Source organism: Actinosynnema sp. NPDC002837, from assembly GCF_040295345.1.
Taxonomy (GTDB): Bacteria; Actinomycetota; Actinomycetes; order Mycobacteriales; family Pseudonocardiaceae; genus Actinosynnema.
In genome coordinates, this window is record NZ_JBEOVG010000031.1 from 71,132 (window position 1) to 85,682 (window position 14,551).

Sequence of the window (14,551 nt, forward strand, 5' to 3'; positions counted from 1 at the left end):
CGGGGCAGCCGACACCGTGAAGCCGACACCGTGAAGACCCGCACCGTCGCGTTCGTGATCACCGCCGCGCTGGCGGTGTACTTCGTGCTGCTCGGCGGCCGGGCCGTGGTGCTGCTCGGCACCGGCGACCCGGTCGGCGTCGGCCTCGGCGTCGGCGTGCTCCTGCTGCCGTTGATCGGCGCGTGGATCGCGTGGACGAACCTCAGGTTCGGCTTCACCACGGAGCGGATGGCGCGGCAGCTCGACGCCGAGGGCGGTCTCCTCGACACGTCCGGGCTGCCGCGTCGCCCGTCCGGCCGGGTGGACCGCGAGGCGGCCGACGCCTGGTTCGAGGAGCGCCGCGTGGACGTCGAGGCGCGCCCGGAGGACTGGCGGGCGTGGTTCCTGCTGGCGCAGGCCTACGACCTGGCCGGTGACCGCGGCCGGGCCCGCGAGACCATGCGGAAAGCGATCGACTTGTTCTCCCTGCCGACGAATCGGGCGTAAGCCGTTCGAGTGAGGCGCGATTCATTCGGTCTTCACGCTCTGTTGCCTTGGTTCTTCCGGTAGGCGTGGTTACTGTGGGTACATGGCGAAGACCTGCGAGAACCTGCGGCTGGCCGTCTCCTGCCTGGTCGTGGTCGTCGCGCTGGGCATCGCGCTCACGATCGGCTGATCACGCCGGCGTCCTGGGGAAGAATCAGGCGAACCGCCGCCCGTCCCAGGAGTGCCCATGCCCTTCGCTCGGATCGTCCGGGCGGCCCTCGCCGTCGCCGCGGCCCTGGTCGCGACCGGTCTCGTCACCCCGATGGCCACGGCGTACGCCGCGGTCGGCTGCGACGTCGACTACGACGTCACCGACCAGTGGCGCAGCGGGTTCGGCGCGCGCGTCACCCTGACCAACCTCGGCGACCCGCTGTCGGGCTGGACCCTGGAGTGGACGTTCACCGCCGGGCAGCGGATCACCTCCGAGACGTGGAACGGCGTGTTCACCCAGAGCGGGAGCACCGTGCGGGTGACGAACACCGGTTACAACGGCGCGGTGGCCACGGGCAGGTCGGTGACGGTCGGTTTCAACGGCTCCTGGTCGGGCAGCAACCCCGCGCCGACGTCGTTCACCGTGAACGGCGTGCCGTGCACGGGCTCGCCCGTCACCGCGGTCACCACGACCGGCGCCCCGGCGTCGTCGTCCACGCCGTCCCTCACGACCGAGCCGTCCGCCACGACCACCACCACGACGACCACGACCACGTCGGCGTCCTCGGCCTCGTCCTCGGCCACGACCGGGCCGTCGGAGTCGTCGGCGGCGGCCTCGGGCACGTTCACCTGGCCCACCGCGTCGCCGAAGCCCGCCGTCGTGCTGTCCGCGGACGTGAGCCCCGACAGCGGGGTGGACGCGCTGCGCCTCGGCCTGGTCATCAGCCTGCTCGTGGCGGCCGTGGGCATCGCCGTCCTGCTCGTCGTGCGCCGCCACCTCGGACGGGTGGGTGAGCGGCCCGACGAACGGCCCTGAGCGGGGTCACACGACCGGGTGGTTCACCGTGCGCTCAGCCGAGTGGCGGGGTAGCCGATGAGGCATGGATCGCACAGCGGTGGACCGCCTCTACGACTGTGACGTGCTGGATCGGCACGGCCGGCCCATCGGACCGGTCGCGGGGGTGTGGCTGGCCGGTGACCGGCCGCTGTGGGCTTCGGTGCGCAGCGACGGCGGCACGACGCTCGTCCCGATCCGCGGCGCCCAGGTCCGCGACCGCAGGCTCGTGGTGCCGGTCGACAAGCGCGAGGTGGAGGACGCGCCGAAGGTCGGCGACCGCGACCTCTCGGAGGCCGAGCAAGCCGAGCTGCACGACCACTACGGCCTGGTCGTGCCCGAGCAGCGCCTGGTGCGCCACCAGCGCGCCGTCAGTGCACCCACCAGCCAGCCACCGCGGCAGGCGAGGCGGCGAGCACGCTGAACCGGGCGAACCGGCCGGCCACGCTGGTGGAGATGAACAGCCAGGACGACATGCCGGCCAGGCCCGCCAGCACGGTGGTGAACATGAACGGCGGCAGGCCGACCACGGAGCTCACCGCGTGCGTGCCGAACATCCAGTGCGGGTGGCGGTGGCAGCGCACGCGCACCCACTCCAGCCTGGCCTTCCACTTCAGCCGCCACGGCGATAACGCCTTGGCCGGCTTCACCTCGCGCCTCATGAACGCGGGCAGGTGCAGCGAGCCGCGGGCGGCCAGGAAGTAGAACATCTTGCCCAGCACCTGGCCGACGGCGACCGCGATACCGATCCACCACCACGAGATGCCCGGTTGCTGGGTGACCAGACCGATGACGAAGATCTCGATGCTGATGAGGGGTACCAGCGCGGAGCCGAAGGCGACGCCGAACGTGAGGCACAACCACCCGAGCACTTGGCGAGGCTACCCGTGCGGTCACGGCTCGAGCAGTAGGGTCAGCCCCCCGGTAACCCTTATTTCGCGCAACGGCCGCCCGCCCGCGTCCAGGGTGCGGACCGTGCCGTCGGCCTCCCAGCCCGCCTTGCCGTAGAAGCCGATCGACGCCTTGTCGGCCTCGGGCACCCACGCGACACCCCTCGTGGCGCCGGCTTCACGCAGGTCGGAGGCGGCCGTGGCGAGGAGCCTGCCGCCGTGCCCGCGCCGCGCCCAGCGCGGCTCCACGAGCACGCTCACCAGAGCCGTCGTCGCCGCGTCCTCGGGCAGTGAGCCGTCCGCGTGCGCCACTTCTTCTTCGGGCGCCAGCCCGGCGACGCAGAACCCCACCGTCCACGTGCCCTCGGCGGCGACGAACACCTGACCGTGCCCGACCGCCTCGGCCCACGCGGGCGCGGTCTCGTCCACGTCGATGGCTTGCAGCACCTCGGCGGGGACGATGTCCCGGTAGGCGGTGCGCCAGGTGTCTCGGTGGATGCGGGCGATCTCCGCCACGTCGTCGGGCTGTGCGGTGCGCACGGTGGCGTCGGCCATGCCGGCACCCTATCCGCCGCTCGGCACGCCGGGTGCGGAGGCGGGTCGGCGTGCGGGGGAGTCCGATCTCACGGCTGCAGGGCGGAAATCCGCGTGATTGCACCCGTGCCGGCGTGGAAGCGTCGGTGACGTGCGGTGGGCAGCGTTGGGCGTCGTGTACGTGGTCTGGGGTTCGACCTACCTGGGCATCAAGTTCAGCATCGAGTCGATGCCGCCGCTGTTGTCGGGCGGCACGCGGTTCCTCCTCGCGGGCGCGGTGCTGGCGGCGGTGGTGGCGTGGCGCGGCGGGCTGCGGATGACGCGGCGGCAGTTCGGCTCGTCGGTGCTGCTGGGACTGCTGCTGCCCGCCTGGGGCAACGGGCTCGTGGTGCTGGCCGAGCAGTCGGTGGCGTCGGGGTTGGCGGCGCTGCTGGTGGCGTCCGTGCCGCTGTACGTGGTGCTGATGCGGCGGATCGCCGGTGAACGGCCGCACGGCGTGACGTACGCGGGTGTGACCATCGGCCTGGTGGGGCTGGCCGTGTTGTTGTCCGACGACCTGGGCGAGTCGTCGTGGTGGGGGCCGTGGGTGGTGCTGCTGGCGGCGTTCGGGTGGGCGCTGGGGTCGTTCCTGAGCAGCCGGCTGGACACGCCGGCGAACCCGTTCGCGTTGTCGGCGGTGGAGATGCTGGCCGGTGGGGCGGCGTTGACGGTGGTGGGGCTGGTCGCGGGGGAGCGGGTGTCGTTCGGCGCGATCACCACGACGTCGTGGGCGGCGTGGGGCTACCTGGTGGTGTTCGGGTCGTTGCTGGCGTTCAGCTCGTACGTGTACGTGCTGGGGCAGTTGCCGGTGTCGACCGTGGCGACCTACGCCTACGTGAACCCGGTGATCGCGGTGGTGCTCGGGGTGTGGCTGGCGGACGAGCGGTTCGGGGTGTCGCAGCTGCTCGGCGGTCTGCTGGTGGTCCTGGCGGTGGTGCTGGTGGTCCGGGCCGAGCGGAAACGTCGTACCCCGGTGGGAGTATCCAGCCGTGCAGAAGATGAACGCTGACGTCGCTCGCCGCATCGCCTTGGGCGCACAGGGTTTCGCCGACGCGCGCCCCGCCTCCGCGCCCAACCGGCGGCACCTGCTCAAGGTGCTGTCCCGGATCCGGTTGTTGCAGCTGGACTCGGTGAACGTGGCCGTCCGCGCGCACTACATGCCGTTGTTCAGCAGGCTCGGGGCCTACGCGCCGTCCTTGGTGGACGAGGCGTCGTGGTCGCACAGCGCGCGCAAGCCGCGACTGCTGGTGGAGTACTGGGCGCACGAGGCGAGCCTGGTGCCGGTGGAGGACTGGCCGCTGCTGCACTCCGGGGCCAAGCGCCCCGGCTGGTGGAAGAACTACACGACGGTCGCCGAGCGCTCGCCGCAGCTCGTGGACGACATCCTGGCGGTGGTGAAGGAGCTGGGGCCGCTCGGCGCGGGCGCGATCGAGAAGGCGTTGGCCGGTGGCGGGCCGCGGGCCAAGGACCACTGGGGCTGGAACTGGTCCGAGGTCAAGAAGGTGTGCGAGTACCTGTTCGGCGAGGGCGTGCTGACGACCGGGACGCGGCGCGGTTTCGAGCGGCTGTACGACCTGAGCGAACGCGTGCTGCCGCCGGAGGTGCTGGCCCGGCGGCTGTCGGTGACGGCGGAGGAGGGCGCGCGCGAGCTGGTGACGCGTGCGGCGACGGCGATGGGCGTGGCGACGGAGCCCGATCTGCGCGACTACTACCGGTTGCAGCCCGCGCGCAGCCGGCAGGCCGTGGCGGAGCTGGTCGAGGCGGGGGTGCTGGAGCCGGTCGAGGTGCGGGGGTGGGGCGTGCCCGCGTACCGCCACGTCGAGGCGCGCGTGCCGCGGCGGATCACCGGGCGGGCGCTGCTGTGCCCGTTCGACCCGCTGATCTGGGAGCGGGCCCGGACCGAGCGGATCTTCGACTTCTTCTACCGGATCGAGATCTACGTGCCCGGGCCCAAGCGCGTGCACGGTTACTACGTGTTCCCGTTCCTGCTGGACGGCGAGCTGGTGGGGCGGGTCGACCTGAAGGCGGACCGGGCGGCGGGCGTGCTGCGGGTGCAGGCGGCGTACGCCGAGCCGGGCGCGGACGTGGGCCGGGTCGCGGTCGAGCTGGCCGCCGAGCTGCGGCACATGGCGGACTGGCTGGAGCTGGAGGACGTCGAGGTCGTGCTCAAGGGAGACCTCGCAGGAGTGCTGAAGACGGTGGCGCGGTGAGACCGGCCACTCGATGGACTGACAGAAGTTGAAATCTGTCAGCCCAAGTCTCATAGTGGAGTCATGACGAACTCCACCCACCGCGTGACCCGGCGTCGGGTCCTGGGCAAGACCGGTCCCGAGGTGTCGGCGCTCGGCCTGGGCTGCATGGGCATGTCGGACCTGTACGGCCCGGCCGACGAGGCGGAGAGCGTGGCCACCATCCACGCCGCCGTCGACGCGGGCGTGACGCTGCTCGACACCGGCGACTTCTACGGCATGGGCCACAACGAACTGCTGATCCGCCAGGCCCTGCGCGACCGCAACCGCGACGACGTGGCGATCAGCGTCAAGTTCGGCGCGCTGCGCGACGCGGACGGCGGCTGGCACGGCAACGACGCCAGGCCCGAGGCCGTGCGCAACTTCCTCGCCTACACGCTGCGCCGGCTCGGCACGGACCACGTCGACGTCTACCGCCCGGCCCGCCTCGACCCGGCCGTCCCGATCGAGGAGACCGTGGGCGCGATCAAGGAGGAGGTCGAGAAGGGCCGCGTCCGCCACATCGGCCTGTCCGAGGTGGGCGCGGACACGCTGCGCCGGGCCAACGCCGTGCACCCGATCGTCGACCTCCAGATCGAGTACTCGCTGATCTCCCGGGGCATCGAGGAGGAGATCCTGCCCACCGCCCGCGAGCTGGGCATCGGCATCACGGCGTACGGCGTGCTGTCGCGCGGCCTGATCTCGGGCCACTGGACGGCGGCCAGGCAGGTCGACGACTTCCGCGCCGTCTCGCCGCGGTTCCAGGGCGACAACCTCGGCCACAACCTGGCGCTGGTGGAGGCCCTGCGCGCGGTGGCCGCGGAGAAGGGCACGACGGTCGCGCAGCTGGCCATCGCCTGGGTCCTGGCCCAGGGCGAGGACATCGTCCCGCTGGTGGGCGCACGCCGCCGCGACCGGCTGACCGAGGCCCTCGGCGCGCTGGACGTCACGCTCACCGAGTCGGACCTGTCCCGGATCGAGGCCGCGGTCCCGGCCGACGCCGCGGCGGGCGAGCGCTACGCGCCGGCCCTGATGGCGCACCTGGACAGCGAGCGCTGACCGTGGTCGGGGTCGCCGGCCGGTGCGCGCACAATTGACCGGGGACCAGCCGGCGACACCAGGGAGCACCACGTGGCGGAAGGCGCACTGACCGCGGAGGACGTCCTCCGCACCACGGAGGACGTCCTCCGCCGCTTCGGCCCGGCCAAGGCGACCGTGGTGGACGTGGCCCGCGCCCTCGGCGTGAGCCACGGCAGCGTCTACCGGCACTTCCCGACCAAGGCCGCCTTGCGCGAGGCGGTCACGCAGCGGTGGCTCGCCCGCGCGCACGCGGGCTTGACCGACCTCGCCACCGCCGACACGCCCGCGCCGCGGCGCCTGCGCGACTGGCTGGCGGCGCTCTTCGAGTCCAAGCGCGTGAAGGCGCTGGACGACCCGGAGCTGTTCGCCACGTACTCGGTGCTGGTGACCGAGAACAGCGCCGTGGTGGACGCCCACGTGGCGACGCTGGTCGAGGACCTGACCCGGATCGTCGAGGACGGCGTGGCGTCCGGCGACTTCGCCACCGACGACCCGGCCGGCGCGGCCGAGGCCGTCCTGGCCGCCACCGCGCGGTTCCACGACCCGGTCCACGCGCCCCTGTGGTCGACGCCGGGCATCGACGCGAGCTTCGAGGCGGTGGTGTCACTCCTGGTGGCGGGACTGAGGGCCCGCGAGTAGGGAAAACCGCGGCGCGCGCATCGGGGGTGCGCACGCCGCGGCGTGGTCCGGTGGTCAGGCCGTGGTCGCCGTGGTCACCAGGGCGGTGCCGCTGCCGGTCCGGCCGGTGATGAACAGGGACGGCTCGTCCGCCGGCGGCGTGTCGGAGACGTCCAGGTCGCTGCGCGCCGAGCCCGAGCTGGAGGCCAGGTCGACCTGCGCCGCCACGCCGGGCCGAACGCCGACGCGGACGTCGCCCGAACCGGTGCCCAGCTGGACCTTGCCGGACGCGGCGTCGGCGATGGTGACGTCACCGCCGCCGGTCCGCACCTGCACGTCGCCCTGCACGGCGCCCAGCCACACGTCGCCGGTGCCCGTGTAGATCACGGTGTTCCCGCCGATCGACGACACCTCGACGTCGCCGCTGCCGGTCTTCGCCCGCAGCCCGCCGAGCATCGGACCGAGCCTCAGCTTGCCCGAACCCGAGTTGACCTGCGACGACGCGTCCGCGCGATCCGCGGTCACGTCACCGGTGCCGGTCTGGACCTCCAGCCGACCCGCCGCGCCGGTCACGGTCACCTCCGCCGAACCGGCCTTGGTGATCACGTGGGAGCCGGCGGGCGCGCGCACCGTCACGCTCAACGGCACGGCGCGCAGCGGCAGCGCCTTGGAGGAGTGCACCCTCAACCGCCCGCCGGTCAGCTCGAGCCGGGCGTCGCGCACCGCCTCGGCCGGTCCCGCCGGCTGCCCGCGGCCGTTGCCGAACTGGTCGTTCACCCAGCTCAGCAGCCCCGACAGGCCCGCGGCCCAGGACTCGCCCGGCGACGGGTCGTGCTTGACCTCGACGTGCACGCCGGGCTCGTCGACCAGGTGCACCCGCACCCGGCCGGAGAGCAGCGCCACGTCGACCTCCACGACCCCGTCGACCTCGAAGCTCTGCTGCCGAACGACGACATCCGATTCCATGATCCCCCCTCAGCCCTGGACCCAGCCGCGGACGCGGGAGGACGACGACGACTCGCCGCCCGACTGGTCCTTCGGCGGCCCCCAGTGCTTGTGGCCACCACCACCGCGCCGCCCGCCGACCGCCCCCTGCACGGCCTGCGCGACGAACGTGTTCAGCGACATCCCCTGGGCCGCGGCGGCCTGCTCGGCCTTCGACTTCAGCTCGTCCAGCAGTCGCAGGGTGACGCGCGTGGCGTCACCGGCGGAGGGCCGGGGAACTTCCTGCGGCTCGGGTTCGTGTTCTTCCCGAGCGGCCGTGCCGGTGACGACCACCTGCACGTCCCGTCCGTCCAACCGCACGTCGACGACAGGGCCGTCGAGGGCCGCGGTGACCTCCGCGGCCAGGTCGGACAGCGCGTTCATGAGCGCGAGCCGCGCGGCGGGCTCCAGTGCTGCGGACAGCAGGGCCGCGGTGCGCCGGGTGTTGTCGTCCCCGGCGGACGCGGCCGTCGCGAGGTCCTCGCGCAGTGCTGCGATGTACGGCGACAGATCCATGACACCACCATGACGTCAAAACTGACATCAGTCAAGGAAGCAGGTGATGTCGTTCATGACGTCACGGTGCGCACCGGCGAACGGCCGCCGCCCGGTGGGCCGAACGGCGGCGGCCGAGCGCCGGTGTCGGGCAACGGCGCGGACGGCTTCGGTTAGGGTTCGAGCCATGGCTGAGACGGTGGCGCCGAAGGTGCAGTTGATCGCGAAGACGGAGTTCTTCCCCCCGGACGGCGTCCCGTGGTCCACCGACGCCGACGGCGGCGAGGCGCTGGCGGAGTTCGCCGGCCGCGCGTGCTACCAGTCGTGGACGAAGCCGAACCCGGCCACCGCCACGAACGCCGGCTACATCAAGCACATCATCGAGGTCGGCCACCTGTCCGTGCTGGAGCACGGCTCGGTCAGCTTCTACCTGACCGGCATCTCCCGCTCGCTCACCCACGAGCTGATCCGGCACCGCCACTTCTCGTACTCGCAGCTGTCCCAGCGGTACGTGCCCGAGCGCAACGCCGCCATGGTCGAGCCGGACGTCATCGCGAACGACCCGGAGCTGCACGAGAAGTTCCTCGCCGCGGCGCAGGCCAGCGTCGAGGCCTACAACGAGCTGCTGAAGGGCCTGGAGGAGAAGTTCTCCGACGTGCCCAGCGCCACGCTGCGCCGCAAGCAGGCGCGCCAGGCGGCCAGGGCGATCCTGCCCAACGCCACCGAGACCCGCATCGTGGTGACCGGGAACTACCGCGCGTGGCGGCACTTCATCGCCATGCGCGCCACCGAGCACGCCGACGTGGAGATCCGCGCGCTGGCCGTGGAGTGCCTGCGCCAGCTGCAGAAGGCGGCGGCCAACGTGTTCGCCGACTTCACCATCTCGACCCTGGCCGACGGCACCGAGGTCGCCTCCAGCCCGCTGGTCACCGAAGGCTGACGGCCGGTGAAGCGGCTGATCGTCGACGTCCTGCCGGGGGAGTACACGGTCGCGCGGCTGCCCGCCGACGCGCCCGTCCCGGCGGGGCTGCTCGACGCGCCCGGCCTGGTCTCGGTGACCAGGACGCCCGACGAGCTGTCGATCGTGTGCCCGGCCGAGCACGCGCCCGAGGCGGAGACCGCGCAGCCCGGCTGGCGGTTGCTGACCGTGCGCGGTCCGCTGGAGTTCACCCTCACTGGCATCATGGCCGCCCTGTCGGGTGAACTGGCCGCGGCGGGCGTGAGCCTGTTCGCGCTGTCCACCTACGACACCGACCACCTGCTGGTGAAGTCGGGCGACCTGGCCCGCGCCGTGCAGGCGCTGCGGTCGTCCGGGCACGAAGTCACGAAACCGTGAAACCGGATCGGGCGTCACGTGGTCTGAAGTAGCGTTCCGCCCGGTCCGCGGGTTTCGAGGAGTGACGGTGACTGGTCCGACGCAAGGTGTGAGCGCGCAACCCCGCGTGATCGCGGGCAGGTACACCCTGCTCGCCGAGCTGGGACGCGGCGGCATGGGCGTCGTCTGGCGCGCCCAGGACAACGTGATCGGCCGCCAGGTCGCCATCAAGGAGCTGCACCTGCCCGACGGCATCGCGCTGGAAGAGCGCCGGGTGCTGGAGGAACGGGTGATGCGCGAGGCGCGCACCGCGGGCCGGCTGAACGACCCCGGCGTGGTCACCGTGTACGACGTGGTCGCCGAGCACGGCATGAACTACATCGTGATGGAGCTGGTCGAGGCCGCCACGCTGTCCACGCTGATCAGCGCGCACGGCCCGATGCCGCAGGACCGGGTCATCTCGATGGCCGTCCAGGCGCTGTCCGCCCTGGACTCCGCGCACCAGGCCGGGATCGTGCACCGCGACGTCAAGCCCGGCAACCTCATGGTCACGCCCAACGGCCGGGTGAAGCTCACCGACTTCGGCATCGCCCAGGCCGTGGACGACCCGCGGCTGACCACCAGCGGCAGCCTCATCGGCTCGCCCGCCTACATGTCGCCGGAGCGCATCCACGGCAACGAGGCCTCGCCCGCCTCCGACCTGTGGGCGCTGGGCGCGACGCTCTGCTACGCCGTCGAGGGCGCCAACCCGTACGACCGGCCGACCACCGCGTCCACCCTGCACGCGATCATGAACGAGATGCCCCGCCTGACCAGGGCGCACGGCGTGCTCGGCGCGGTGATCACCGGCCTGATGATGCCCGACCCGAACGCCCGGCTGACCGGCCCGCAGGCGCGCGCGATGCTGGAACGCGCGGCGGCCCACCCGACACCGCCGACCGGGTTCGGCGCGCCGAACCCGACCATGCACTACGCGCAGCCCACCGCGGTGCGCAAGCCGTGGCTCAAGGGCCTGCTGATCACCGGCACGGCGGTGGCCGCGGTCGCGCTGCTGGTCGGCGGCGTGTTCCTGGGCCGGTGGCTGTTCACCGAGCAGCCGCCCGCCGCGATGGCCGAGACGGTCACCTACGGTCCGGGCGGCACGATCGAGCCCGCCCAGTTCAAGGCGGGCGCCGGGCAGTGCGGCGACAACCTGGTCGACCCCAACACCACGGTCAACTACACCGACTGCGACGAGCCGCACCGGGTCGAGGTCTACGCGGCGGCGGAGCCGTTCGGGTCGGACAAGATGCCCTACCCGGGCGACGAGTGGCTGCGCGGGTACGCGGAGAACTACTGCACGCTGTACTTCATGTCCGAGCGGGTGCCCGTGCAGGACAAGGAGTCCAAGCTCCGCTACGTCGCCGTCGTGCCGACCTCGGGCGTCTGGGCGGAGGACCCGTCGAAGTCCTCGTCCTCGGACAAGCGCTACCGCGACGTGGCCTGCGTGCTGTGGAACAAGGACGGCACCGCGCTGAAGGACCAGGTGTACGCCAAGTAACGTGGGTCCATGGGCGTCGCGCAGGACGAACGCAGGCTGCTGACCGAGCTGTTCGCCGAGGTGGGGCCGGACGCGCCCACGTTGTGCGACCCGTGGCGCGCCCGGGACCTCGCCGCGCACCTCGTGCTGCGGGAACGCCGCCCGGACGCGGCGGCCGGCATCCTGGTCAAGCCGCTGGCCGGGCACACGCAGCGCGTCCAGGACGCCTACGCGGCCAGGCCGTGGGACGAGCTGGTCGAGCTGGTCCGCGTCGGCCCGCCCCGGTTCTCGCCCTACGCGCTCATCGACGAGCTGGTGAACTCCGTCGAGTACTTCGTGCACCACGAGGACGTGCGCCGGGCGCGGGACGACTGGGAGCCGCGTTCACCCGATCCGGTACGAGACGCGGTGCTGTGGCAGCGGCTCGCGCCCACCGCCCGGCTCATGTACCGCAAGAGCCCGGTCGGGGTGGTGCTGCGCCGCCCGGACGGCGAGGCGGTCGTGGCCAAGCGTGGAGCGGACCCCGTGGTGCTGACCGGGCAGGTCTCGGAACTGCTGGTGCACGTGTTCGGCCGTGCCGCCGCACGCGTCGAGTACGACGGCTCGGACGACGCCGTGCGGCTGGTGCGAGCCCTCGACCGGAGCATGTAGTCGCAGCTTGCCGAGGGTGACGCGGTAGATTTCCGCATATGACCGGAAGTCCTACCGCCTCGCCCGGCCGCCCGTTCGGCCGCGTGCTCACCGCCATGGTCACCCCGTTCGACGCGGAGGGGGCGGTGGACCTGGACCGGGCGCAGCGGCTCGCCGAGCACCTGGTCGAGCTGGGCAACGACGGTCTCGTGGTCAACGGCACCACCGGCGAGAGCCCGACCACGACCGACGCGGAGAAGGCGGACCTGGTCCGCGCCGTGGTCGAGGCGGTCGGCGACCGCGCCACCGTGGTCGCCGGCGCGGGCACGTACGACACCGCGCACAGCGCGCACCTGGCCAAGCAGGCGGAGGCGGCGGGCGCGCACGGCCTGCTGCTGGTCACCCCGTACTACTCGCGGCCCACCCAGGAGGGTGTGTTCGCGCACTTCACCACCGTCGCCGACCAGGTCGGCGTGCCCGTGATGCTGTACGACATCCCGCCGCGCACCGTGATCCCCATCGAGGTGCCGACCCTGCTGCGGCTCGCCGAGCACCCGCGGATCGTCGCGGTGAAGGACGCCAAGGGCGACCTGCTCGCGGGCAGCAAGGTCATCGCCGCCACCGACCTGGCCTACTACTCCGGTGACGACCCGCTGAACCTGCCGTGGCTGTCGGTCGGCGCGGTCGGGTTCGTCAGCGTCATCTCGCACTTCGCCGCGGACCGGCTGCGCGAGCTGGTCGACGCGTTCGAGTCCGGTGACGTCGCCGGCGCGACCGCGATCCACCAGTCGCTGCTGCCGCTGCTGAGGCCCTTCAAGCGGATGCCCGGCGTGACCTACGCCAAGACCGCGCTGCGCCTGCGCGGCCTCGACGTCGGCGACCCGAGGCTGCCGCTGGTACCCGCTTCAACCGAGGACATCGAGGCCGTCGAGGCCGAATTGGGAGTCAACGCGTGATCAACCCGAACTCACCCCCGCCCGCACTGCCCGACGGAGGTCTGCGCGTCGTCGCACTGGGTGGAATTGGCGAGATCGGCCGCAACATGACGGTGTTCGAGCACGCCGGCCGGCTGCTCGTCGTGGACTGCGGCGTGCTCTTCCCCGAGGACGACCAGCCTGGCGTCGACCTGATCCTCCCGGACTTCCGGGCCATCGAGGACCGGTTGGACGACATCGAGGCGCTGGTGCTCACCCACGGGCACGAGGACCACATCGGCGCGGTGCCGTTCCTGCTGAAGCTGCGCCCCGACCTGCCGGTGGTCGGCTCGCGGTTCACGCTGGCGCTGCTCGCGGCCAAGTGCAAGGAGCACCGCCAGACGCCGAGGCTGATCGAGATCACCGACGGCGACCGGCGCTCCTACGGGCCGTACGAGCTGGAGTTCTTCGCGGTCAACCACTCCATCCCGGACGCGGTCGCGGTCGCGATCCGCACGTCCGCCGGGCTGGTGCTGCACACCGGCGACATCAAGCTCGACCAGCTGCCGCTCGACGGCAGGCTCACCGACCTGGCCGGGTTCTCCCGGCTCGGCGACGAGGGCGTCGACCTGTTCCTGGTCGACTCGACCAACGCCGAGGTGCCGGGGTTCGTCGCGCCGGAGCGCGAGATCGGGCCGGTGCTGGAGAACGTGGTCCGCAAGGCCAACCAGCGGGTGATCGTGGCGTGCTTCGCCTCCCACGTGCACCGGGTGCAGCAGGTGCTGGACGTGGCCGTGCAGTACGAGCGGCGGGTCGCGCTGGTCGGCCGGTCGATGGTGCGCAACATGGGCATCGCGGCCGAGCTCGGCTACCTCAACGTGCCGGACGGGTTGTTCGTCGACCTCAACGAGGCGATGGAGCTGCCCGAGGACGAGGTGATGTTCGTGTCGACCGGCTCGCAGGGCGAGCCGCTGTCGGCGTTGTCGCGGATGGCGCGCGGCGAGCACCGGCAGATCTCGATCAGGGCGGGCGACACGATCGTGCTGGCGTCGTCGTTGATTCCGGGCAACGAGAACGCGGTGTTCGGCGTGGTCAACGGCCTGGCGCGGCTCGGCGCGACGGTCGTGCACCAGGGCAACGCCAAGGTGCACGTGTCCGGCCACTCGCCGGCGGGGGAGCTGCTGTTCCTCTACAACGCCGTGCGGCCGTCGAACGTGATGCCGGTGCACGGCGAGTGGCGGCACCTGCGGGCCAACGCGGCGCTGGCCGTGGCGACGGGGGTGGACCCGGAGCGGGTCGTCATCGCCGAGGACGGCGTGGTGGTCGACCTGGTCGACGGCAAGGCGGAGATCACCGGCAAGGTCGAGGTGGGCCACGTCTACGTGGACGGCCTGTCGGTCGGCGACGTCGGCGAGTCGACCCTGTCCGACCGGCTCGTGCTCGGCGAGGGCGGGTTCATCGCGATCACCGTGGCCGTGGACTCCGGCAGCGGTCGCGCGGTCGCGCCGCCGACGGTGTCCGGCCGGGGTTTCTCCGACGACCCGAAGGCCCTGGACCAGGCGATCTCGCTGGTGGAGATGGAACTGTCCCGCACGGAGGCCGAGGGCATCACCGACTCGCACCGCATCGCGCAGGCCGTGCGCCGCGTGGTGGGCCGCTGGGTCGCCGAGACGTACCGGCGGCGGCCGATGATCGTGCCGACCATCATCCCGGTGAACTGACCGCCGGTCGACCTCCCGCGGCAGCCGGCGCGAACTGCCTGGTGGTGGGGGGGGTGTGCGGCGGCGGGGGCGCC

17 protein-coding genes are annotated in these 14,551 nt (G+C 72.3%); 13 read left to right on the forward strand and 4 right to left on the reverse strand.

Going from position 1 to position 14,551, the window contains the following annotated elements:
• Window positions 1-30: 30 nt before the first annotated feature.
• The 3 genes from ABTZ99_RS21965 (at window position 31) to ABTZ99_RS21975 (ending at window position 1,934) form a co-directional block, all read left to right on the forward strand.
• Window positions 31-486: a tetratricopeptide repeat protein gene (locus ABTZ99_RS21965; protein ID WP_499613428.1), complete on the forward strand. Its 456-nt coding sequence runs from the start codon at window positions 31-33 to the stop codon at window positions 484-486.
• Between the two features lie 226 nt (window positions 487-712).
• Window positions 713-1,492, forward strand: a complete 780-nt coding sequence (locus ABTZ99_RS21970; RefSeq protein WP_499613431.1) for a cellulose-binding domain-containing protein — start codon at window positions 713-715, stop codon at window positions 1,490-1,492.
• 64 nt (window positions 1,493-1,556) lie between these two features.
• Window positions 1,557-1,934, forward strand: coding sequence for a hypothetical protein (locus tag ABTZ99_RS21975; RefSeq protein ID WP_498780739.1), 378 nt, complete (start codon window positions 1,557-1,559; stop codon window positions 1,932-1,934).
• Here the strand turns inward: ABTZ99_RS21975 and ABTZ99_RS21980 are convergent.
• Together ABTZ99_RS21980 and ABTZ99_RS21985 are read right to left on the reverse strand one after the other, a co-directional pair.
• Entirely contained in the window at window positions 1,882-2,382 is a 501-nt protein-coding gene (locus ABTZ99_RS21980; protein ID WP_498780740.1) for a hypothetical protein, read from the reverse strand. The genes ABTZ99_RS21975 and ABTZ99_RS21980 overlap by 53 nt on opposite strands.
• A 21-nt stretch (window positions 2,383-2,403) precedes the next feature.
• A complete protein-coding gene (locus ABTZ99_RS21985) occupies window positions 2,404-2,955 on the reverse strand; it encodes a GNAT family N-acetyltransferase (RefSeq protein WP_499613434.1) in 552 nt (183 codons plus the stop codon).
• Window positions 2,956-3,085: 130 nt separating this feature from the next.
• Here ABTZ99_RS21985 and ABTZ99_RS21990 point away from each other — a divergent pair, with 130 nt between their 5' ends.
• The 4 genes from ABTZ99_RS21990 to ABTZ99_RS22005 all read left to right on the forward strand — a co-directional run bounded on the left by ABTZ99_RS21990 (window position 3,086) and on the right by ABTZ99_RS22005 (window position 6,920).
• Window positions 3,086-3,982, forward strand: coding sequence for an EamA family transporter (locus ABTZ99_RS21990; RefSeq protein WP_498780743.1), 897 nt, complete (start codon window positions 3,086-3,088; stop codon window positions 3,980-3,982).
• Window positions 3,972-5,183, forward strand: a complete 1,212-nt coding sequence (locus tag ABTZ99_RS21995) for a winged helix-turn-helix domain-containing protein (RefSeq protein WP_498780744.1) — start codon at window positions 3,972-3,974, stop codon at window positions 5,181-5,183. The genes ABTZ99_RS21990 and ABTZ99_RS21995 overlap by 11 nt, the downstream gene beginning before the upstream one ends.
• A gap of 63 nt (window positions 5,184-5,246) precedes the next feature.
• The gene (locus ABTZ99_RS22000) at window positions 5,247-6,260 is read left to right on the forward strand and encodes an aldo/keto reductase (protein WP_499613439.1); all 1,014 of its coding nucleotides are present in this window, start codon (window positions 5,247-5,249) and stop codon (window positions 6,258-6,260) included.
• Window positions 6,261-6,332: 72 nt separating this feature from the next.
• Complete coding sequence (locus ABTZ99_RS22005; RefSeq protein ID WP_498780747.1) at window positions 6,333-6,920, forward strand: TetR/AcrR family transcriptional regulator; 588 nt, start codon at window positions 6,333-6,335, stop codon at window positions 6,918-6,920.
• 54 nt (window positions 6,921-6,974) lie between these two features.
• On the opposite strand, the gene ABTZ99_RS22010 is transcribed toward ABTZ99_RS22005, so the two are convergent.
• Together ABTZ99_RS22010 and ABTZ99_RS22015 are read right to left on the reverse strand one after the other, a co-directional pair.
• Complete coding sequence (locus tag ABTZ99_RS22010) at window positions 6,975-7,865, reverse strand: DUF4097 family beta strand repeat-containing protein (RefSeq protein WP_498780748.1); 891 nt, start codon at window positions 7,863-7,865, stop codon at window positions 6,975-6,977.
• 9 nt (window positions 7,866-7,874) lie between these two features.
• Entirely contained in the window at window positions 7,875-8,399 is a 525-nt protein-coding gene (locus ABTZ99_RS22015; protein ID WP_498780749.1) for a toxin-antitoxin system HicB family antitoxin, read from the reverse strand.
• Between the two features lie 166 nt (window positions 8,400-8,565).
• Between ABTZ99_RS22015 and thyX the strand changes: the two genes are divergently transcribed.
• From thyX to ABTZ99_RS22045, 6 genes are all read left to right on the forward strand, one after another.
• On the forward strand, window positions 8,566-9,318 hold the full coding sequence (gene thyX, locus ABTZ99_RS22020; RefSeq protein ID WP_499613442.1) for an FAD-dependent thymidylate synthase: 753 nt from the start codon (window positions 8,566-8,568) through the stop codon (window positions 9,316-9,318).
• Window positions 9,319-9,324: 6 nt separating this feature from the next.
• Entirely contained in the window at window positions 9,325-9,714 is a 390-nt protein-coding gene (locus tag ABTZ99_RS22025) for an ACT domain-containing protein (RefSeq protein WP_498780751.1), read from the forward strand.
• A gap of 67 nt (window positions 9,715-9,781) precedes the next feature.
• Entirely contained in the window at window positions 9,782-11,233 is a 1,452-nt protein-coding gene (locus ABTZ99_RS22030) for a serine/threonine-protein kinase (RefSeq protein ID WP_498780753.1), read from the forward strand.
• Between the two features lie 9 nt (window positions 11,234-11,242).
• Window positions 11,243-11,863, forward strand: a complete 621-nt coding sequence (locus tag ABTZ99_RS22035; RefSeq protein WP_498780755.1) for a TIGR03085 family metal-binding protein — start codon at window positions 11,243-11,245, stop codon at window positions 11,861-11,863.
• A gap of 38 nt (window positions 11,864-11,901) precedes the next feature.
• Entirely contained in the window at window positions 11,902-12,798 is an 897-nt protein-coding gene (dapA, locus tag ABTZ99_RS22040) for a 4-hydroxy-tetrahydrodipicolinate synthase (RefSeq protein ID WP_499613446.1), read from the forward strand.
• Complete coding sequence (locus tag ABTZ99_RS22045) at window positions 12,795-14,477, forward strand: ribonuclease J (RefSeq protein WP_498780758.1); 1,683 nt, start codon at window positions 12,795-12,797, stop codon at window positions 14,475-14,477. The genes dapA and ABTZ99_RS22045 overlap by 4 nt, the downstream gene beginning before the upstream one ends.
• Window positions 14,478-14,551 lie beyond the last annotated feature (74 nt).

What these genes read in the sequence shown, in the direction of transcription:
- ABTZ99_RS21970 (WP_499613431.1), top strand. Translation starts at nt 713, where the DNA reads ATGCCCTTCGCTCGGATCGTCCGGGCGGCCCTCGCCGTCGCCGCGGCC.
- ABTZ99_RS22015 (WP_498780749.1), bottom strand. Translation starts at nt 8,399, where the DNA reads ATGGATCTGTCGCCGTACATCGCAGCACTGCGCGAGGACCTCGCGACG.
- ABTZ99_RS21985 (WP_499613434.1), bottom strand. Translation starts at nt 2,955, where the DNA reads ATGGCCGACGCCACCGTGCGCACCGCACAGCCCGACGACGTGGCGGAG.
- ABTZ99_RS22035 (WP_498780755.1), top strand. Translation starts at nt 11,243, where the DNA reads ATGGGCGTCGCGCAGGACGAACGCAGGCTGCTGACCGAGCTGTTCGCC.
- ABTZ99_RS22000 (WP_499613439.1), top strand. Translation starts at nt 5,247, where the DNA reads ATGACGAACTCCACCCACCGCGTGACCCGGCGTCGGGTCCTGGGCAAG.
- thyX (WP_499613442.1), top strand. Translation starts at nt 8,566, where the DNA reads ATGGCTGAGACGGTGGCGCCGAAGGTGCAGTTGATCGCGAAGACGGAG.
- ABTZ99_RS21975 (WP_498780739.1), top strand. Translation starts at nt 1,557, where the DNA reads ATGGATCGCACAGCGGTGGACCGCCTCTACGACTGTGACGTGCTGGAT.
- ABTZ99_RS21995 (WP_498780744.1), top strand. Translation starts at nt 3,972, where the DNA reads ATGAACGCTGACGTCGCTCGCCGCATCGCCTTGGGCGCACAGGGTTTC.
- ABTZ99_RS22010 (WP_498780748.1), bottom strand. Translation starts at nt 7,865, where the DNA reads ATGGAATCGGATGTCGTCGTTCGGCAGCAGAGCTTCGAGGTCGACGGG.
- dapA (WP_499613446.1), top strand. Translation starts at nt 11,902, where the DNA reads ATGACCGGAAGTCCTACCGCCTCGCCCGGCCGCCCGTTCGGCCGCGTG.